Raw genomic sequence first — 18,901 nt, forward strand, 5'->3', positions numbered from 1 at the left:
GCAGCCTGCGAGCGGAGCGCCACGCCGGTGTGCGACGCTCCGCATCGCATCAGGCGAGCACCGCGCGCTGCCGCCGCAGGAATGCCGGGATCGAGCTGACGATGTCCGGCTTGCCCTGGTTGCCCGCGATGAACGGGCTCCACGGCTGCGCGCGGACCGCCGTCTTCGTCTTCCACACGACGTTGAATTGCCCGTCGCCGCGAATCTCGCCGATCATCACCGGCTTGTGCAGGTGGTGGTTGCCGTCCATCGAGAGCGTGAAGCCCGACGGCGCGGCGACGCTCTGGCCGATCATCGCGACGCGCACCTTGTCGACGTCGGTGCTCTTCGCCTTCTCGACGGCCTGCTTCCACATGTGGATGCCCACATAGGTTGCCTCCATCGGGTCGTTGGTCACGCGCTTCGCGCCGCCCGGCAGGTTGTTCGCCTTCACCCACGCGGCGAACTGGTCCTTGAACTTCGTGTTCGTCGGGTTCTTCACCGACATGAAGTAGTTCCATGCGGCGAGATGGCCGACGAGCGGCTTCGTGTCGATCCCGCGCAGTTCTTCCTCGCCGACCGAGAACGCGACCACCGGCACGTCGGTCGCCTTGATCCCCTGGTTGCCGAGCTCCTTGTAGAACGGCACGTTCGAATCGCCGTTGATCGTCGAGATCACGGTCGTCTTGCCGCCCTGTGCGAAGGTCTTGATGTTCGCGACGATCGTCTGGTAATCGCTGTGGCCGAACGGCGTGTAGACCTCCTGAATGTCGGCGTCCTTCACGCCCTTCGATTTCAGGAACGCACGCAGGATCTTGTTGGTCGTGCGCGGATACACGTAGTCGGTGCCGAGCAGGAAGAAGCGCTTCGCGCCGCCGCCTTCCGCGCCCATCAGGTACTCGACGGCCGGTATCGCCTGCTGGTTCGGCGCGGCGCCCGTGTAGAACACGTTGCGCGACATTTCCTCGCCTTCGTACTGCACCGGGTAGTAGAGCAGGCCGTTCAGTTCCTCGAACACCGGCAGCACCGACTTGCGCGACACCGACGTCCAGCAGCCGAACACGCACGCGACCTTGTCCTGCGTGAGCAACTGGCGCGCCTTCTCCGCGAACAGCGGCCAGTTCGATGCGGGATCGACGACCACCGGCTCGAGCTTGCGGCCCATCACGCCGCCGCTCTTGTTGATGTCGGCGATCGTCATCAGCGCCGTGTCCTTCAGCGACGTTTCGGAGATCGCCATCGTGCCCGACAGCGAATGCAGGATGCCGACCTTGATCGGGCCCGTGCCCGCATCGGCCGCTTGCGCGAACGGACTCTTGCCCGCCAGCGCGAGTGCACCGGCCATCGAACCGAACTTCAGCAGACTGCGACGTTTCATCGGGTTCCCCTTGACGTGTTGGAATTGCGTGCGCCGTGGTGGCGCCGGCATCCGAGTAACGCAAGGCATGTGCCAGTCGCGCGGATGCACGCTGGGCGTGCCTGACCGGGGTGGCTCAAGGGGCGCAGGCGGTGCACATGACGCGTCGTGCAGCATGCGCGATCCGTTGCGGTGCAGTCGCGCGGGCGCAAATGGTGCACGGCGCGCTCGCTGAAGCACCGAAGTCAATGGGCAGAGGGTGAAACACGAAAGCAGAAACGCAAACGGGCGCGCAAAGCGCGCCCGTTTGGCGGGGACCGGTGCGACCGGCGGCGATGGGCCGGTCGGCGTGGCGGCGCGCGATGCGCCGCCGGGTAGGTTGGTAACTCGTCGGTAACTCAGTAACGCGGCACGGACGGATCGACGTCACGCGACCACGCGTCGATGCCGCCCTGCAGGTTGTACAGCTTCGTGAAGCCGCGCGATTCGAGGAACATCGCGACCTGCGCGCTGCGCATTCCGTGATGGCACACGCAGACGATTTCGGCTTCGTCGTCGAGCTCTTCGCTGCGCGCGGGGATCTGCTGCATCGGGATCGACACGCTGCCGGCGATCTGCGCGGTCGAGATTTCCCACGGTTCGCGCACGTCGAGCACGACCGGCGCGGGACGCGCCGGATCGCGAAGCCATTCCGCGAGCATCGCGGCAGTCAGGATCTGCATGGGGCCGCCGCTCAGAACTTGAAACGCGACGGTTCGATCGCGTTGACGAGGTGGTCGACGTAGGTCTCGAACACGTCGGCGACACGGTACTGCTTGTCGTCGATGCGCGTGATGATCTGCGCCTTCATCACCGGACGGCCGCCGACGAACGCCGACAGGCGGCCGCCGATCTTCAGCTGTTCGAGCATCTGCTGCGGCACGACCGGCAGGCCGCCCGCGACGCAGATCACGTCGTACGGCGCCTTGTCGGGCCAGCCGAGCGAACCGTCGCCGAGCGCGACTTCCGCGTTCGTCACGCCGTCGTTGCGCAGGTTGTCGGCCGCGAACTTCGCGATGGCCGGATCGATCTCGACGGCCGTCACGTGCAGCGTGCGATGCGCGAACAGCGCGGCCAGGTAGCCGGAGCCCGCGCCGATCACGAGCACATTCTCGTGCTTCTTGACCGCCAGTTCCTGCAGCACGCGCGCTTCGACGCGCGGGAACAGCATCTTGCTGCGGCCGCCGGGCAGCGGCAGCTCGAGGTCGACGAACGCGAGATCGCGATGTTCGGGCGACACGTAGTTTTCACGCTTGACGATCGACAGCAGGCCCAGGACGTCCAGATCCAGCACGTCCCACGGCCGGATCTGTTGTTCGATCATGTTGAAACGCGCGTTTTCGATATTCATGGTGTGGTCACGCAGCCAGGTCGGCCATCAGCGGGGATAGAGAAACTTCGTGATTGTACCAAACGGGGCGGCGGCGAAGCCTTCAGACGGCCTGCAACAGACCTTTACCCCTTGCTCTTCTTGATCTGCGCTTCGAACGCGAGGTCAAGCTTGCTCGCCTTGCGCGGCTTTTGGGGGCCGAATTGGTCGACGAACTTGACGAACTCGTCGAGCGGCAGCGGCTCGCTGCGCTTTTCGGCGGTGCCGCCCGAGCGGTCGACCAGATAGAACAGGCCGCCCGCCATCGCGACGGCCGCGAACTGCGGGTTGCCGGACCGGGTCTTCAGGCGTTCGACCGCGTGGGTCGCTTTGGTGGTGCGCATCGTGCGGGTTCTTGCAGGGGCGTTGAGCCCGTTACTTTATCAAACCGGCCGCCCGCCTGCGGCCGTGCGGCGTCAGACGGTGCGCGAGTAGCGCTGGCGCGGCGTCTGGCCGAGGTAGGCGTCGAACGCCATCGTGATGTTGCGCACGACCATCCGGCCGGCCGGGTGAATCGTCAGGCGGTCGCCGGCGACCGTCAGCAGCCCGTCCTGCTCGAACCCGCGCAGCGCGTCGAGCTCGCGCGCGAAGTGGTCGGCGAAGCGGATCCCGTGCGCCGCCTCGATATGCGAGAACGGCAATTCGAGGTTGCACATCAGTTGCGTGATCACGTCGCGACGCAGCCGGTCGTCGGCCGTGAGCCGCACGCCGCGCGCGATCGGCAGCCGGCCCGCGTCGAGCGCGGCGCCATAGGCCGGCAGATCCTTCGCGTTCTGCGCGTAGACGTCGCCGACCTTGCCGATCGACGACACGCCGAAACCGACCAGGTCCGTATCCGCGCGCGTGCTGTAGCCCTGGAAATTGCGCTGCAGCGTGCCGTTGCGCTGCGCGCGCACGAGTTCGTCGGACGGCCGCGCGAAGTGATCCATCCCGATGTACACGTAGCCGGCCGACGTCAGCATGTCGATCGCGAGGCCGAGCAGCGCGATGCGCGTTTCGGGCGGCGGCAGCGTCGCGTCGTCGATCTGCCGCTGCATCTTGAACAGGTGCGGCATGTGCGCGTAGCCGAATACGGACAGGCGGTCCGGCGCGAGTTCGATGATCGTCTCGAGCGTGCGCGCGAACACGGCGACCGTCTGGTGCGGCAGCCCGTAGATCAGGTCGACGCTGACCGAATGGAAGCCCGTCGCGCGCGCGGCGGACAACAGGTCGGCCGTCATCGCGAGCGGCTGGATCCGGTTGATCGCCTGCTGCACGGCCGGATCGAAATCCTGCACGCCGAGGCTCAGCCGGTTGAAGCCGATGTTGCGCAGGTGGACGAGCGTCGCGGGCGTGACCGTGCGCGGGTCGATCTCGATCGAGAACTCGGCGTCGGCGTCCGGCGCGAGCACGAAATAATCGCGGGTGGCCGCCATCAGTTCGGCCGTTTCGGCGTCGGACAGGAAGGTCGGCGTGCCGCCGCCCCAGTGCAGCTGCGTGACCGGGCGCGCGGGATCGAACAGCGCGGCCTGCAGCGCCAGCTCGCGTTTCAGTTGCTCGAGATACGGGCGCGCGCGGCGACGGTTGTTGGTCGCGATCTTGTTGCAGCCGCAATAGAAGCAGGCCGTGTTGCAGAACGGGATATGGAAGTACAGCGACAGATCGCTCGACGACGCGCCGGGATCGCGCGCGGCACGCAGGTAGTCGGCCGGCTCGAAATCGTCGCGGAACTGCAGCGCGGTAGGGTAGGACGTATAGCGCGGCCCGTTCACGCCGTACTTCGCGAGCAAATCGGGACGGAACATCGTGTCGGCAGAACCGGAACTCATGCTGGCCTCGCGCTTTTCAGATGGTTTCGAGTATATAAACGCGCGTTTCGGCTGCATTGTGTAATAACGTCGCAGCCGGCGGTGGCACAATGCGCGGTGGGCTCCCGCACGCCGCGTCCGGTTGCCGCACCGTTTTTTGTTGTTCTTGAGAGAGTCGAGTGTCCGTCGAAATGCCTGTCCGTCCGGCGCCCGCCGATGCCCCGCCGCCGCATGCGTGCCGCGAGGGGTGCGGCGCGTGCTGCATCGCGCCGTCGATTTCCTCGCCGATTCCGGGGATGCCCGACGGCAAGCCATGTGGAAACTAATTACACCATGAACTGCCGCCCTGCCTGCGGTGCGTGCTGCACCGCTCCCTCTATATCTAGTCCCATTCCAGGCATGGTTCGTGGAAAGCCGGCAGGAGTGCGCTGCATCCAGCTCGACGCAGAAGAGCGATGCATGATTTTTGGTCGTCGGGAGAGACCCGTGGTTTGCCAGTCTTTGCGACCGTGTAAGGAGATGTGCGGAGAGAGTCGGGAACAGGCTATCCGCTGGCTCGACAAACTGGAACGACAGACTTCTCCCGATTGAGCGTGGCTATAATGGTGCGCGGTACCTTTCTTCGGTTCATACCAAGAAAGCAAACCGACGATGGCTTCACGGGGGAACCATAATGCCTGCGCTCGATAAAAAAATCGTTGCCGACGTAACCGAACGGCTTCACCGGCACCTAGCGAGTAAAGCGGGATATGGAGAAGCGAAATATCTGACGTCGGGCGGTTCGGCCGCAGTATTCTTGGTCCCGTCCGCTGCGGGCCCGCGTGTTTTCAAAGGCTTCAACCCGAAATTCTTTGACGGACACGCTGGAGCCGCTGAGCGAAAGCGTTTGGAGGTGCAACGCAAATTGATAGGGCATTCCTGCCCGTCGCTAGTCCAGACGTTCGACGTCGTTGAAGCAGAGGGTACGGCCTTCGTCGAAATGGAATACCTAGACTGGCCGCCGCTCACGGAGGCGCTCAGCACGGTACCTGACGAGGCAATCGTTCCCTTGTTCATTCAGCTTGTCGACGCGGTGAAGTTTTTGGAGGCGCTCGGCATAGTGCACCGGGATATCAAGCCGGAAAACATTCACGTTTCAGCGGATTTCTCGACGCTCAAGCTGCTCGACTTAGGTGTCGTGCGGGAGATTGAGCAAAGTGATGCGCCGGATGGTGCTGTAACAGACCATGGAAGTACCCGGCCGTTTCTCGCCACGGCGCAGTACAGTTCACCGGAATACCTGTTCCGGCTGGACGAGCCGTCGCCTAAGCTGTGGAAGGGTTTGAACTTCTACCAGCTTGGTGCAGTGTTGCACGACCTCATCGCAAAGCAGCCGCTATTTCAGTACGAGATGGGCTTGGAAAACAGATGGCTTGTTGCGCGAGCGGTGCTCACGAAGATTCCCGTCTTCATTGACGGCAATCCCGCCCGATTGGCGAGCCTCAAATCACTTGCGACGCGCTGCCTTCAGAAGGATTTGGAGTCGCGGCTCCAGTTGGTCGGCTGGGACGATTTTAACTTGGATGATACGAAGGACCACCTCGCGACATTGCGAGCCAGGCTCGCGAAAGGCAAGTTGAATGTTGGTGGGCAGATGAGCGCAGCTAACGCGTCGCGACTTAAGTTCGATAGAGGCGAGTTCTTTCGGCGCTTGTGTGAAATGGTGCGGACTGAACTCTTGCAGGTGTGCGGAACCGATATGCCCCTCACGCTCCGTCCGTCGGCTCCTGGAGATGTGCAGGTTGCTCAGCTAGTGTTAGCCGTAAGCGCCGAATGGACAGTCGAGTGCCAGCTACATTTCGACTGGCAGCAGCAGCTTTATGAAAGAACAGTCAACGTGTCGCTCCGTGCAAAGTTGGTACGAGCAGGGCAGCCCGTCGGTGAAGTCCAAACTAGCGCGCGTCTGGTTGCCGTAGTTACCATCGGGGAAAATGAAGCAGACGGTGCTGCGTCGGCTGCTGGTGCTGTGGCGCAAGCAGCTGGCTTTGCTCTTGACCGGCTGGAAGGCACGGCGGATGTGAGCACACTTCACGACACCGACTTGGTCGCTTAACCCGCAAGGAACAAGAAAATGAACAAGGGTTGGTTTAGGTCAGTTAAGGAGCTTGACGATGACCAGAAGGCGTTCATCAAGCTTCCTCCATATGGCAAGCACTCATTGGTTGGGCCGCCGGGCTCGGGAAAGACAAATCTTTTGTTACTTCGTGCAGAGTTTCTTGCGGGTACCGGTGAAAAGAATGTCCTTATCATTACCTATACTCGTGCACTGGCAGATTTCATTCGCACGGGTATCGGCGCTGCTGGCCTAATTTCGCCCGACCAGGTTAAAACCTATCATTCGTGGGCTTTGGACCATATTTTTCAATATCTAGGTAAACCAGCATTAAAAAAGAATATTGATTTTGATGATAATGCCCGCGCTGAGGTGCTGACCTTAGTGAAGGAGGCTAATCTCAAGCTTCCTGCACCTAAGCTCTTTAGCGCAATATTCGTAGATGAGGCGCAGGATTTAACCTCCGAGGAACTGGAGGCTCTGCTGGGTTTAAGTGATAATGTATGTATTTGTGGCGATGGTCGACAAGGAATTTATAATCGAGACGGATTGGCCGTCGCTGAAAAATTAGGTATACAGCAGCACACTTTAAAGCGCCATTTTCGTATTGGTCAGCGTATTGCACGGGTCGCTGACCGATTATTGCCGCCCGCGGCGGATGCGAATAGCCTAGAGGCGACATCGAACTACAACGCCAAGGAGCAAGGAGAATCTAGCGCGAAGATGCATCTCCTGAAGAGCAGAGATGAACAGTTCGAGAAGATGCTAGAAATAATTCGTGTCCAGCTGGATGCCTTTGCTGGTGACACAATCGGAATTATTTGCGGGAAAAAGGATACTCGAGTCGAATTACGTGAAAGATTCGATGCTACTGACCTTGCCGATAAAGTGGTCGTTCACGGAGTGAACGCTGATTCGACATTTATGGGTGGACGTCCGATTCATGTTTTAACTATTCATGGTGCAAAGGGAACTGAATTCAGGGCGGTGCATATGTATGCCACTGAAGAGCTTGCTGATTTTCCGCTGAATCGTCGACGTTTAGGGTTCACGGCGATAACGCGAGCAAAAACTGCACTGAACGCTTATCGTACAGGTGAGACGAACAAACCCCTCGAAAGCGCATTTTCTGAGCCAACGCACTTTGACCTTGAAGATTTACTGCCAGGTGATGCAGCATGAATGAAAACACCATTCGTTGGCAAATATTTCCGCGGGATATTATTCCCGAGGTGCTATTTGGTGGGCGCCATCTTTTAAGTGGTCCAGCACAAATCTCGATTGAGCCATATGACCTAAGAGATTCGCGTGTAGCGGTCGGGTATTCCGATTCGAGGATGAGAGCCAACTACAATCCGCCTGTTCTCTTGGTGCTGGGGGATGAATCGGCCGTCGAAACGCTTTCGTGGCTCAGAACTTATGCACCCGAGACGGCGCCTTTGAGCCAGTACGCGCGCGTAGTATCCAGTAAAGATTGGGCGATTTTCGGCAGTGCGCACGGAGATATTCGCGACTCGCGCGAGGATATTTGGTCGTCTGTCATTTTGGGTGAAGTCCTGGCTCAGGGCGAAACCGATGTCGAATTGGCGTCTGTTCCTCTATCGCGCGCTGGGGCGTGTTTCTCAATGGCAATCGCGCGGGCGGCCTGCCTGCATGGGACGGGCGACGCGACAAAGATTTGCGCTGACCGGCTGCAGCAGGTCGAAGCAGACCGACGTTTCGTGCGGCGCTCAGTTGTGGTCAGCGATTTGATGCCTATCTGGGCGATGGCGAGTGGGCAATTTGGAGCGCCCGTCTCCGCAGGCGAGACCGCTGAACTGGTTCTCGACGCTGCATGGAAGTTTATGCGCGACCCCAAGCGCGGGGCCTTATATCCCACGTCGTTGAAACTGCGGGACATTCCAGGTCTCTCAAGCGATTCTATCGAGGAGCGGGTTCTCGCTTTTCAACGTCTTTTGACGGATTTGAACCCTGCGCACACAGACGGTGACAGCAACAGCCTATCTTGTGTCCTGCTCGCGGCAGCCGCATTTTTGGTAGGTCGGAGCACGTCGCATGAGTTCCTGCTGCGTCGCGTCAGCAAGCGATTCCCTGCCGCGCTGGCATGGTACGGGCTGATTGCCGGGCTTGCAGGTCCATCGACGTGGGACGCAGGGTGGTCCAAGGCTGTAAAGGGTGTAGAGCGACAAGTGCGGCCGCGTTTCGACTGGTCGGAGTCTGCTGGATTCGACCTATGTTGGATTGAGTATTCGTGGATGGCCGCCACCTTCGACGGGGCAGATGCCTTCAACTTGCTCCCGAAGCTCTTGCCACGGGTTATCTCAATCGAGGCCATCCCTGGTGCGGCATGTCAATTTCGCTTGGCGAGCGGTTCTTCGCAAGAGTCGGACGCCAGACTACCCAGCGATAGTGTTCGCGAGAAAGACCTGCAAGCGGCGCTGTCGCAGTTTGTGTTACTCGCTAACCGGGCTCGCCATTTGCTCGAAGGAGGCCATGTGCCCGGTCAGCAGAGCGCGTTGTTTGAGAGCGACGACATCGCGCGAGAACGTTCGACAAAGAGCAAGAAAGGCAAAACATCCAGCTAAAAGGATGCCGGTTGCGTACCGGCTCACGCGAGCGCTTGGCGTCTCGGTGTCGAGTCCTATCTCGACACCGAGTTTGTCTTTCGGAATTCCGGCACGTCGCGTCGCTTCGAGCGGGCGGCTTGCCACACAGTGAACCCTTCGCTGTCGCCGGGGCTCGCAGCCGTTTAGTGGCTCGCCTTAATAACTAAAAGAAGTAATGTTTTTATATAAAATTACCAATTTGTATAACTATCCCCGCAATTCCTCTCTGTCATCCCCCGTCGGCACGGCTATACACATCCGTCGAACACATGCGGGGCTCACCCGCTGCGCAACGCGAGTTAACAGATTGACTTGCTAGGCTTGTAGGTGACACCTACCGCCGCGCGCAGCCGCCCAGCCTGTCGAGCAGTGTCCGACCGTTTCGCGCGGGCGAGGGCAAACCACCGCTAGCGCGCGAATCAGAATTGCCTACTAGGGGGTACTCTCTGAAACAGGCAGCGCGCTGGCGAAGACAGAGGTGCGCGAGAGAAAGTGTCTGTCGGGCTCAAGACGCGATGTCTGCCGAATAACGGCCTTCTGGGATACACCCAGATTAAAGCGAATTGATGAAGGGGCATCCCGAGCGAATGTTTTCGCTCCAGGGAGGCTGGGCTCTACGCTTAAGCAAAGTTATTCATAAAAACAATGCTTAAGCATAGTAATAAACCCAAAAAACATATGCTTACATAAGCATATAAAAATATCCTCGCGTAAGCATATGTTTACGCGCGCCTCGCGCGCGAAAGGCCTGCTGACCAGGAGGGGCGTTCGGTGGGCGCATTGGCGAGTGCTGGTCTCCTCGGTGGTCATGCGGGCTCCAGATGTGTCTTCACGGGCCTCGAAGGCGGCGGGCTAGGCTCCGATATCCCGCATCGGTTCGAGTTTGCGAGATACGGGCGTCGTACGAGTAATTCGAGCCGTGGCGCGCAGCGAAGGCTGCTGAGCAGGAGCGACGGTGGGCGCGTTGGGGAGAGCTGCAGCGTCATTGGTACTTATGCGGGCCTCAGGAGCGTTTCTAATGGCTTCGAAGGCGGGGAGGTAGGTTCGGGTACCCTGCGCCGGTCTGAGGTTGCGAAATACGGGCGTCATACGAGTATTCTGAGTCGTCGTGCACGACAAAGACTGCAGACTGGGGCGTTCGGCAGAGCATAAGCAGTGCAGCGTGCTCGATGACATGCTCGCGTTGCTGATGAACGAGCAGCCAGCCTATACCTTCGAGCAGGAGACGTTCCTGCTTGAGGAAAAAGGATGCGAGGTGCAGACAACCAAAATGCTCTACTGCCCGATGATGGGCATACGGGGGCCCGTGCCCGACACCGCAGCCGTATGGCGTGAGCAGTATCGGCACGTCTGGATATTCAATCCCTGGACGGGTCAGGAGCGTTCTCCGATTGAAATCCAGCAAGACCCGGATGGAAAGCTCTTGATTCCGCCAAACGAGACGTTGACCGAAGAATGCGAGCGCCATTTCCTGATGGTGTGGCGAGCCAGCGGAGCACTAGGACAATTCAAGAGATTTGGCTGGACCGGCAGGCTCGACCCGCAGCAGCTGATTGTCAAACTGTGCAAGGGTGAGCAGGCGTTGACCTTCCGGCTGGCTGACGAGGGTGACGAGGAACGCTACTACGAACTGTTGCACGCTGAGGCCTGGCGATTCGCAACGGAGTAAAACTCAAGCCCGCTTCGTGCGGGCTTTTTTCGCCACCGCGTAGCGAGACCTCGTTACCACCCCGCTGAAAAATGGAAACCTTGCCTTAGTCGAAGCCACCCACTGTGCCCTGGCCGAACACATTGCCGCCGACGTCGAACGGGGTGCCCTGAATCATCGGCAGGCCCGTCATCGTGTTAACGGACGGGAAGGGCGAATCATCTTCGTCCTTGTAGGGAGCCGCCGCGACGGCTGTCGAGGGTCGACGCGAGGCTTGAGGTGCGACGTTGGTAGCCGAAGGAGCCGACTTCTTGGGCGCAGGCTGGAGATGTTGTGTCTCGACGAGCTGCCCGCAGACGAAGTCCAGACGCTTCGTCAGGTCCTTAATTTTGTACGCACGCGTCATCAGGTCGGCCTTGGCTTCCTCAGTCAGGTTTCGGCCGAAGAGCACCAGGATGCCGAAGTCCGCCGCCATCTTCCTGACCACATCAAGGGTCACCTCCTCGGGCTCCAGGCCGAGGCGCTCGCCAAGGATTTTCGTGAAGGCGTAGCGGCCGCGGTCGCGGTCCTCCTCCGCATGGCGCTTCTTAATAATGGCCTTCAGGAGCGTCTTCTCGAGGACCGTGAAGATGGCGTAGCAGAGTGGCAGGCCCCACAAGGCATGGGCAAAACCGAAGCGCAGACTTGCTACGAGGTAGGCCAGCACCGGCAACGCGAACACGCCAACCTGGAATGCGGTCTCACCGCGCACCTTGCCGAGCGGCCGAGTCGGCACTGGCACGTCCTTCCAGTACGCCTCGTTTTGCTTCAGGCGGTAGATGTCGGACGCGATGCGCAGGAGGTCGTGGTCGACAATCGTCTTTAGCGGGTCGATGCGTTTGCGCCCCCCGGCGGGAGCGTTCCCCTGGTGCATTGTCTTGCCTTTTCGCAGTTGGCACGCGCAGAGCGTATCAACGTCACGCTAATTTCGGCCTCATTTTTTATGGAATTCTTGTTTTTCGCAACACGTGTTCATTCGAAATAGGTGTTTTGTCAAGCGGTGATTTGACAACATGCACCATCGTAGACATATAGTAGTCCTACTCATGAAAATGAGCCGGTTACATGCGGAAATTTTGAGTCAGCCACCGCTCCTGACATGCAGGGCGAACGTGACAGCCCGCACATGAGATTGCCGTACTGCACATCAATCACTGGACAAACTCAGCGACATGAAAACGACAATTGAGCCTGCACTGAGCGCCGCTTTTGCAGCTGCCGATATCCCTCGCAGCATCGAACTGCTGCGAAACTGGCTGAGTACGGCTAAGACGGGCGAGCCCGAAGCGCTATTGCTAGAAATGCGGCCGGCGCTCCGCGCGAAGGTAGCACTTTTGATGCGTGACCTGCTGTCGGGCTACCCGGCGACCATCCTCGGCGCACCTGTGTTGCTGCTCGCTTCCCCCGACAGTGATTCTTGCCGGCGACCGATGCCGCAACTCACACTGCCATTTCCAGAGCCCGACACCGCCCAGCCATGCGCAGAACTGCGCTTCCTCGGGTGGCTACCGACGGACACGCTCCTGCCGGTAGCGCTGCCCTTCCGCGCGGAACAACACCCGGTCGCGGCCCCCTGGTTCAGGCCGACTGCGGCGGTCGCGGTTTTCCGCGGCCACGCCGACGTGTTCGATTTCGACACCCTCGCACTACCCAACTCGTGGTGGGTGGATTTATTCCGAACGACCGCTGGCAACATCAGGCTCGCTTCCCGCGTGCTGTTGCCTTACCCCGACGCGCTCGAGGCCGCCCGCGTCCTCAGGGCCGCCGCAAATGCCGAACCTCCACCCGAGCAAGGGCTTTTCATATCTGATGCCACCTGGCACTGGGCGCACAGTGAGGGTGTGCTGTTTCACGAAACCTGCCGGCATATGTACTCGGACGACATCCGATGCCGAAGAGCGAGTGGAACTTCCGGGCCAAGGCATCGGCCTTGCCGGCCGCGACGATGCCAGACGTGTAACGGTGGTATCCCTTCGGGACACAATCAAGGACGCGGGCGAGCGCGGCGGTCTTGGTTCTGGCAATCGGGGTGTTGGCGGGCATGCGGTTATTCATGAGAGAGGAATACCTGGGTATAGCCGGGAGCCGCGCCGATGCAGTGTGATTCGGCTGCGCCGGTTGAGACGTAATGATGTTCCGTGCGAAGCACGGCCCAAGGCGCTATACGCGAGAAGGAACAGATGTTTTGGCAAGGCCATTGCCGCGGCGAAAGCTGGGCTGGCTCGCAAGCACGGCGGCTTGCCCGGTGGACCTTCGAACACGACAGGGTCCAGCGGGCAGGCCGCCAGACTGCAAACACACACGCCCGAAAGGGCATGTCGGGGCGCCACCCCGACAGATTCCAGGTCGCCAACCTGGAATCGAGCAAACGCTGTAGCCGCATGCCTCTAGTAGGGCTGGTGCGGCTGCGATGGGCGCTGGAGGGTGCAACTCCCTCCTTCGACCCAATCCCGCCGGCTAGGCGCCGGCAGAGGTTGGGCGACACGGAAACGGCGCCAGGCAGGAAATGGCCTGATGACCTGTTACCGGGCGAAAGCCGGTGCAAGACCGGCTCGGGGGACGTACCGCAAGGGCGTAACCTGTACCGCACACGTAGGCTGATGAGCGTGCAGTGATGCACGAGGGCTGCAAGGGGAAACCTGGCGCAGTCGGCACCTCGGGAAACCGGGGGCCTCTGGATAGCTCAAGCGTGTAACGGCGCCTCCCGACAGGCGCTGTGCGGAGCAACGTAGAGCCATAGGCATGAAGCCGTGGTTCGTAGTCGATGAAGCATGACCTGAGTACCTGAGCCGCTATGGAACATCGGGCTGGGGAAACCTGCGGGGAGCCGGAAGGCTAGGGGAATGCGGAGACAGTGGCGCTACGTTGCGCAGTAGCTGGTAGCTAACGTGGGAACCTCTCTGCGTACCGTGTCGGGTGGCACCGCACGGGCTGATGGCAGAGAGGGGGAGACTGACTGAGTAGGGTTTGACTCATTGGGCGATACGACCGAAGTCCATGGGGAGCCACATAACGTGGCGGCACGGCTGGCACCGTGCTCCGAAAGGTTGGAGCGTTTGCGAAGTTGTGTGGTTGGGCCTGGCGGCCCGTTGCAGTGAAGTGCCGTGCTTCCCGCCTGGCAGCGGGAAGCACGAACTCTGACCTTGGCCGGTCGGACAGCGAGACGAGGCATTATCGCGCAAGGTACTTCAGAACCCAAGACCGGGCGTCATGCTCGATGCCCGGTCTTTCTGTTCACGGCAGTGCGGAGCGACGGTCCGACCGCAATTGCGGTTACAACGGAAGTTGGTTTGAACGCCGTTGCGGCGCGAACCTGGGACTGATGCCACTCATATCCGACGGTGTGATGGCAACCGGGCGGTCAGAACGAGAGATTCTGCAGCACAGGCTCGTATGGCGTGCACTGTGGATAATGCTGCAAGAACAGATTTTCATTGAGCACCTCGCATTCCAGTTGCTCGTTCGGAGTTCGCCAGAGCATTGGCGAGGACACGAAGATTCCGTAAGTCTTCAGTTTCCGGTGAAACTTGGTAAATGAGGGACTCCACTCGCTCTCACCGGCGAGCTTTTTCTGTCGAACGTGCTGCGACATCGCGTCCACCACCTCACCAAGCGTTCGTTTCTCCCCCGGCAAAGTAAGGCTCCGGAGGACGGTTTGCGCCTCCGCCTTCATCACTTTCATAGGGTCTCTGCGTCGGGGCGAGCGGACCATTTCGGTCTCGTGGGCCTCGATTTGAGCTGCGAGGATTGCGCCGACAGGAATAGGCGTCAGATTTGGCTTCGTGGAAGTTTTCGACGGCTGCTTGGCACGCGGTCGTCTACGCGCAATACCGGTCACGTCAGTCCCGCCCACCAGTCTCAGTGTCACCATGGTCATGCTCCATTCGCAATGTGTCGTACGGGGCCCGCCCACTGCCTGGACGGGCGTGCGAATCCCAATCGCCTCGTTTTTCAAGACAGTCGTCTTGAAGTTTCAGTCAGGCGACTGCGCACAAATCGCGGGATGGCTGCTCGGACTGGCAGGCCCACGGTAACGACACGTACTCGGCAAGTAGCGAGGGCGGTTCGGCCGACGTCGGGTGCGCCGGCAGTTGGGAGCTAATGGTGACGTGGCAGTATCGTCTGCCAACGCATGCGCCGTCAAGCAGGACGGCTAAGGCTTGCTCGCAGCATCCCTAGCTTCGTTCACCAAGTATTCGCGAGCAAAACCGTCGCGCTCGAAAACGACCCGTGCCAGTGCAAGTGTGAGCCGTTGCCGAAGCTAGTTCCCTCGCCGACGCTCGGCTCGCTATCGGGGTGAGTGCTTGAGAACTCTAGGATTGTTCTGCACCAGTGTGGCGGGAACCATACCTCGGGCAAGAGGTGCGGTCGGGGTTCGAAGCCCCCGCCCTACGCGATTTTCGGAGTTGAGCCCCTGCGCGGAGTTGGTAGAGGAAGCTGGCCCTGTAAAGCGAGCTTTAATCGACTGCCCATCGGGAAAGTATCCACCGTTTCCCCATCCTCCAATTCGCGTGAAATAGGCTTCGCATCGGGGTCTGGTAAGGGCAGTGCTATAGCGCTAGTCGCCCCTTTCAGCCGAACGGCTACCATTTCTCTGGGCCAAATCCAGAGCGAGTCCAATGCCATGAGCATTTTTGTATGCGCCTCTGCTCGGATGCGCTCGGACTCTTCCTCTTCGCCGCGCAGTGCGTCGAGCACCGATTGCGAGTCCGCATAGTCATCGGGGATAGATGATGCCGACTTGAGCTGTGCTCTTAATGATTGAGCGTGCGTTTCGAGTGGAGGCAATTCTCGTTCGCATTCTTCCAGACGTTTAACCAGCGTCGATAAGGGCAACTCTGATTGTTCAATGGCCTCGGCAAGACGTTGGCTCTTTACCCGTGTGGCTTCGATTTTTCCCTCGATTGCTACCAGCTCGTTGCGCAGACGTGCCAGCCGCTCGTCATTGCCAAGGTGCTCGGAGAAGTAATTGAAAAGTATGTGAATGAGCGGTGTTTCCAATTCCTGAGCATTAACGCTTGGGCATTTTGATACGCCCCGATGCCTGTCAGAGCAGACATACTGTGCATACCATTTACTGTTTTTGCCACCAGATTTGGCTTTTCTTGCAAGTGTCGCTCCGCAGCGCCCGCAGAAAATGACGCCTTGGAAAATGTTTCGATAGCCCTTGTCGCGCCGGGGTGGTTTGGCACGACGGGCGTCAATGGCGGCGTTGGCGCGGAAGAATAGGTCGTCGCTAATTATCCTTGGGTACCAGTCCTTTACCACCTCTCCCGTTGGAACGGATTTTCCGTTGCGATAGAGGCAGGGCTCTAGTTCGCCCAGCACGGCTCTATTCCGAATCAGCTTGTTCGGGTACGTAGTGTTCCACTTTGTACCTTTCTCTTGTCCCGACAGGCTAGGTAGTGGCCAGCCTTCAGCGTTTGCGCGTCGAGCAATCGCAACCCCGCCGTAGCCGCCTGCAACCAAGTCGAAAACCGTTTCGACGATTCCAACTAATTCGGGAATAGCTTCCCAGCTGTTTTTATCTGCTGTTCGACGTAACCAGCCAGGAGCGCGCCCGAATACGCTGCGGTCACGCTCCGCACGTGCTTTGTCGTGAACGGCTCGAATTCGTTTTGATTTAACTTTTGATTCGTCATGCCCTCTGTGCAGCAGCATGAGCGAGTACATGAAATCTGCTGGGTTGGAAAGACGCTCTTTTGTCCACTCCTGCTCGTCTTGGAGCGTCACGCAGGTAATGCCCGCTTCTGCGATGCCAAGCAGCAACATAACTGCAGTGGGCAAGTCCGCGCGGGTGAGGCGGTCGAGGTTTTCAATCAGCAGGTAGGTGCCTGCGGGAATTCTCTTGTCAGAGACCGCTTGCAGAAAGCCAGCTAGGGCACCTTTCGATGTATTGTCCTGATTGAACCCCGAAATTCCTAGGTCATGTAGCGTAAGGTTTTCGTCGAGCGTCCAGCCCCGACGGGCGCACCAGTTACGGGCGAGCAGCGTTTGGCGTGCTAGGCTTGTGCCCCCGGCCTGCTTCGCAGTAGAGAAGCGGATGTAAGAAATGACGAGCGGTTGAGTCATGAGTGTTGCAGCGCTAAGGTAGGTAGCCCATTATAGGATGAACCGCAAGCCGGCCGGCGTGCGCTGCGTGCAGCTCGGCGACGACCTGCGCTGCCGGATCTTCGGCCGGCCCGAGCGTCCCGCGTGCTGTTCCGGGCTGCAGCCGTCCGCCGAGATGTGCGGTACGTCGCGCGACGACGCGCTCGCGTGGCTGACGCGTCTCGAGGTCGCGACACAGCCGTCGCCCGGCGCCGGCGCGGTGCGCTGACGCACGGTCGTGCACGGGGTCGCGCATGGAACCGGCGGCGTGTGCTCAAGTACTAACTTCGGTCCACGGCCCTATGCGGCCGAGCCGATGGCCCGACTGCCGCTTCGCCCGATACAGGAGATTGTCCAGCATGACCGCATCTTGCACGCCCGGCCGGCGCCGTTTCCTCGCCGTCTGCGCCGGCGCCATCGGCGTGTCGGTATCGCTCGCCGCCTGTGCGTCGACGTTCCCGTTCATCCCCGATCACTACACGTTCTCGCGCGGCGACGTGCAGAAAGCCGTCGCGCGCAAGTTCCCGTACCAGAAGACGGTCGCGCAGGTCGTCGACGTGTCGCTCGCGAATCCGGCCGTCAACCTGCTGCCCGACCAGAACCGCGTCGCGGTGCAGCTCGACGCGCATTTCGTGAGTCCGTTCCTGAGCGAGCCGGTGAGCGGGAAGTTCACCGTGTCGGGCCAGCTGGCGTACGACGCGCCGAGCCGCTCGGTCGTGTTGAAGGCGCCGGCCGTCGACAGCCTCGTGCTCGACGGCAACGCGCAGATGTACGCGCAACAGGTCGGCGCGGCCGCCGGCCTGCTCGCGACGCAGGTGCTGACCAACTATCCGATCTACACGTTCAAGCCCGAGCAACTGCAATTTGCCGGAGTGAACTACGAACCCGGTACAATTACGATTCTTACAAACGGCATACGCGTGGCGATCGTCGAAAAGTGACGACGTACCGCGCGCGGCCGGGCGGGCCGCGGCGGTGACGTGGCCCATTCTCTTTCGACTACTTCGGAGTTGGGCCACGGATGGACTGGATCCTGATCTGCAAGGCATTGATCCTCGGCGTCGTCGAGGGGCTGACGGAATTCCTCCCGGTGTCGAGCACCGGCCACCTGATCGTCGCGGGCAGCTTCCTGAATTTCAACGATGCGCACGCGAAGACTTTCGACGTCGTGATTCAGTTCGGCGCGATCCTCGCGGTCTGCTGGGAATACCGGCAACGGATCGTGTCCATCGTGTCCGGTCTGCCGAGCCGGCCCGACGCGCAGCGCTTCACGCTGAACGTCGTGATCGCGACGATTCCCGCGATTGCGCTGGGCCTGCTGTTCGAGAAGAAGATCAAGGCCGTGCTGTTCTCGCCGGTGCCGGTCGCATTCGCGCTCGTGGTCGGCGGCGCGATCATCCTGTGGGCCGAGGCGCGGCAGCGCGAACGCAGCGAGCCGCCGCGCGTGCAGTCGATCGATGCGCTCACGCCGCTCGACGCGCTGAAGGTCGGCATCGCGCAATGTTTCGCGCTGGTGCCAGGCATGTCGCGCTCGGGCTCGACGATCATCGGCGGGATGCTGTTCGGCCTCGACCGGCGCGTCGCGACCGAATTCTCGTTCTTCCTCGCGATTCCGATCATCTTCGGCGCGACGCTCTATGAAACGGTCAAGGACTGGCAGGCGTTCACGGTCGACTCGCTCGGCCTGTTCGCGCTCGGGCTCGTTGCCGCGTTCGTCAGCGCGTTCGTGTGCGTGCGCTGGCTGCTGCGCTTCGTCGCGACGCACGACTTCACCGTATTCGCGTGGTACCGGATCGCGTTCGGCCTGTTCGTGCTGCTCGTGGGTTACAGCGGGTGGCTGAACTGGGCGTGATGCTGGTGCGAAGGCGAGGGCGCTTCCAATGAAGAACGGCCCG

The 18,901-nt window shown here is 60.4% G+C and carries 15 protein-coding genes and 2 pseudogenes; 9 read left to right on the plus strand and 8 right to left on the minus strand.

The genetic code is table 11. The annotated features are described in order from the left end of the window. Window positions 1-49: 49 nt before the first annotated feature. From urtA to hemN, 5 genes are all read right to left on the minus strand, one after another. Entirely contained in the window at window positions 50-1,357 is a 1,308-nt protein-coding gene (urtA, locus tag LMA02_RS04080) for an urea ABC transporter substrate-binding protein (protein ID WP_228907028.1), read from the minus strand. Between the two features lie 377 nt (window positions 1,358-1,734). Beyond that, window positions 1,735-2,058 (minus strand): rhodanese-like domain-containing protein, encoded by a 324-nt coding sequence (locus tag LMA02_RS04085; protein WP_006752102.1) that lies wholly within the window; start codon window positions 2,056-2,058, stop codon window positions 1,735-1,737. An 11-nt stretch (window positions 2,059-2,069) separates the two neighbouring features. Then, window positions 2,070-2,726: a protein-L-isoaspartate O-methyltransferase family protein gene (locus tag LMA02_RS04090; RefSeq protein ID WP_228907029.1), complete on the minus strand. Its 657-nt coding sequence runs from the start codon at window positions 2,724-2,726 to the stop codon at window positions 2,070-2,072. A gap of 104 nt (window positions 2,727-2,830) precedes the next feature. Continuing rightward, window positions 2,831-3,088: a hypothetical protein gene (locus LMA02_RS04095; protein WP_006752100.1), complete on the minus strand. Its 258-nt coding sequence runs from the start codon at window positions 3,086-3,088 to the stop codon at window positions 2,831-2,833. A gap of 72 nt (window positions 3,089-3,160) precedes the next feature. Beyond that, window positions 3,161-4,552: an oxygen-independent coproporphyrinogen III oxidase gene (gene hemN / locus LMA02_RS04100; protein ID WP_228907030.1), complete on the minus strand. Its 1,392-nt coding sequence runs from the start codon at window positions 4,550-4,552 to the stop codon at window positions 3,161-3,163. A gap of 170 nt (window positions 4,553-4,722) precedes the next feature. On the opposite strand from hemN, the pseudogene LMA02_RS04105 reads away from it, so the two are divergent. The 6 genes and pseudogenes from LMA02_RS04105 to LMA02_RS04135 all read left to right on the plus strand — a co-directional run. Next, window positions 4,723-4,836 (plus strand): annotated as a pseudogene (locus LMA02_RS04105) (YkgJ family cysteine cluster protein); the annotation flags it as partial. A 28-nt stretch (window positions 4,837-4,864) separates the two neighbouring features. After that, entirely contained in the window at window positions 4,865-5,122 is a 258-nt protein-coding gene (locus tag LMA02_RS04110) for a YkgJ family cysteine cluster protein (protein ID WP_228907605.1), read from the plus strand. An 82-nt stretch (window positions 5,123-5,204) separates the two neighbouring features. Next, window positions 5,205-6,623, plus strand: a complete 1,419-nt coding sequence (locus tag LMA02_RS04115; protein ID WP_228907031.1) for a serine/threonine-protein kinase — start codon at window positions 5,205-5,207, stop codon at window positions 6,621-6,623. An 18-nt stretch (window positions 6,624-6,641) separates the two neighbouring features. Further along, on the plus strand, window positions 6,642-7,805 hold the full coding sequence (locus LMA02_RS04120) for a UvrD-helicase domain-containing protein (RefSeq protein ID WP_228907032.1): 1,164 nt from the start codon (window positions 6,642-6,644) through the stop codon (window positions 7,803-7,805). Continuing rightward, window positions 7,802-9,208, plus strand: coding sequence for a hypothetical protein (locus LMA02_RS04125; protein WP_228907656.1), 1,407 nt, complete (start codon window positions 7,802-7,804; stop codon window positions 9,206-9,208). Before LMA02_RS04120 ends, LMA02_RS04125 begins: the two co-directional genes overlap by 4 nt. Before the next feature lie 1,129 nt (window positions 9,209-10,337). Beyond that, window positions 10,338-10,898 carry a hypothetical protein gene (locus tag LMA02_RS04135; protein WP_228907033.1) on the plus strand — a complete coding sequence of 187 codons (561 nt, stop codon included), beginning with the start codon at window positions 10,338-10,340 and terminating at the stop codon, window positions 10,896-10,898. 85 nt (window positions 10,899-10,983) lie between these two features. On the opposite strand, the gene LMA02_RS04140 is transcribed toward LMA02_RS04135, so the two are convergent. The 3 genes from LMA02_RS04140 to LMA02_RS04155 form a co-directional block, all read right to left on the minus strand. Beyond that, window positions 10,984-11,790, minus strand: coding sequence for a hypothetical protein (locus tag LMA02_RS04140; protein ID WP_228907034.1), 807 nt, complete (start codon window positions 11,788-11,790; stop codon window positions 10,984-10,986). Window positions 11,791-14,277: 2,487 nt separating this feature from the next. After that, window positions 14,278-14,787 (minus strand): hypothetical protein, encoded by a 510-nt coding sequence (locus LMA02_RS04145; RefSeq protein ID WP_228907035.1) that lies wholly within the window; start codon window positions 14,785-14,787, stop codon window positions 14,278-14,280. Between the two features lie 518 nt (window positions 14,788-15,305). Beyond that, window positions 15,306-16,988: a recombinase family protein gene (locus tag LMA02_RS04155; RefSeq protein WP_228907036.1), complete on the minus strand. Its 1,683-nt coding sequence runs from the start codon at window positions 16,986-16,988 to the stop codon at window positions 15,306-15,308. Between the two features lie 46 nt (window positions 16,989-17,034). Between LMA02_RS04155 and LMA02_RS04160 the strand changes: the two are divergent. The 3 genes and pseudogenes from LMA02_RS04160 to LMA02_RS04170 form a co-directional block, all read left to right on the plus strand. Further along, window positions 17,035-17,235, plus strand: a pseudogene (locus tag LMA02_RS04160) (hypothetical protein); the annotation flags it as partial. Window positions 17,236-17,365: 130 nt separating this feature from the next. Further along, window positions 17,366-17,947 (plus strand): DUF1439 domain-containing protein, encoded by a 582-nt coding sequence (locus tag LMA02_RS04165; RefSeq protein WP_228907038.1) that lies wholly within the window; start codon window positions 17,366-17,368, stop codon window positions 17,945-17,947. Between the two features lie 80 nt (window positions 17,948-18,027). Further along, window positions 18,028-18,858 (plus strand): undecaprenyl-diphosphate phosphatase, encoded by an 831-nt coding sequence (locus LMA02_RS04170; protein WP_175660958.1) that lies wholly within the window; start codon window positions 18,028-18,030, stop codon window positions 18,856-18,858. Window positions 18,859-18,901 lie beyond the last annotated feature (43 nt).

This window comes from Burkholderia sp. B21-005 (genome assembly GCF_020843965.1).
In the GTDB taxonomy this organism is placed as follows: domain Bacteria; phylum Pseudomonadota; class Gammaproteobacteria; order Burkholderiales; family Burkholderiaceae; genus Burkholderia; species Burkholderia ambifaria.

Excerpts from the sequence above, each read along its gene's own strand:
- LMA02_RS04095 (WP_006752100.1), bottom strand. The coding sequence starts at position 3,088 with ATGCGCACCACCAAAGCGACCCACGCGGTCGAACGCCTGAAGACCCGG.
- LMA02_RS04085 (WP_006752102.1), bottom strand. The coding sequence starts at position 2,058 with ATGCAGATCCTGACTGCCGCGATGCTCGCGGAATGGCTTCGCGATCCG.
- LMA02_RS04125 (WP_228907656.1), top strand. The coding sequence starts at position 7,802 with ATGAATGAAAACACCATTCGTTGGCAAATATTTCCGCGGGATATTATT.
- LMA02_RS04145 (WP_228907035.1), bottom strand. The coding sequence starts at position 14,787 with ATGGTGACACTGAGACTGGTGGGCGGGACTGACGTGACCGGTATTGCG.
- LMA02_RS04120 (WP_228907032.1), top strand. The coding sequence starts at position 6,642 with ATGAACAAGGGTTGGTTTAGGTCAGTTAAGGAGCTTGACGATGACCAG.
- LMA02_RS04110 (WP_228907605.1), top strand. The coding sequence starts at position 4,865 with ATGAACTGCCGCCCTGCCTGCGGTGCGTGCTGCACCGCTCCCTCTATA.
- LMA02_RS04090 (WP_228907029.1), bottom strand. The coding sequence starts at position 2,726 with ATGAATATCGAAAACGCGCGTTTCAACATGATCGAACAACAGATCCGG.
- LMA02_RS04155 (WP_228907036.1), bottom strand. The coding sequence starts at position 16,988 with ATGACTCAACCGCTCGTCATTTCTTACATCCGCTTCTCTACTGCGAAG.
- LMA02_RS04140 (WP_228907034.1), bottom strand. The coding sequence starts at position 11,790 with ATGCACCAGGGGAACGCTCCCGCCGGGGGGCGCAAACGCATCGACCCG.
- LMA02_RS04170 (WP_175660958.1), top strand. The coding sequence starts at position 18,028 with ATGGACTGGATCCTGATCTGCAAGGCATTGATCCTCGGCGTCGTCGAG.
- LMA02_RS04115 (WP_228907031.1), top strand. The coding sequence starts at position 5,205 with ATGCCTGCGCTCGATAAAAAAATCGTTGCCGACGTAACCGAACGGCTT.
- LMA02_RS04165 (WP_228907038.1), top strand. The coding sequence starts at position 17,366 with ATGACCGCATCTTGCACGCCCGGCCGGCGCCGTTTCCTCGCCGTCTGC.
- urtA (WP_228907028.1), bottom strand. The coding sequence starts at position 1,357 with ATGAAACGTCGCAGTCTGCTGAAGTTCGGTTCGATGGCCGGTGCACTC.
- hemN (WP_228907030.1), bottom strand. The coding sequence starts at position 4,552 with ATGAGTTCCGGTTCTGCCGACACGATGTTCCGTCCCGATTTGCTCGCG.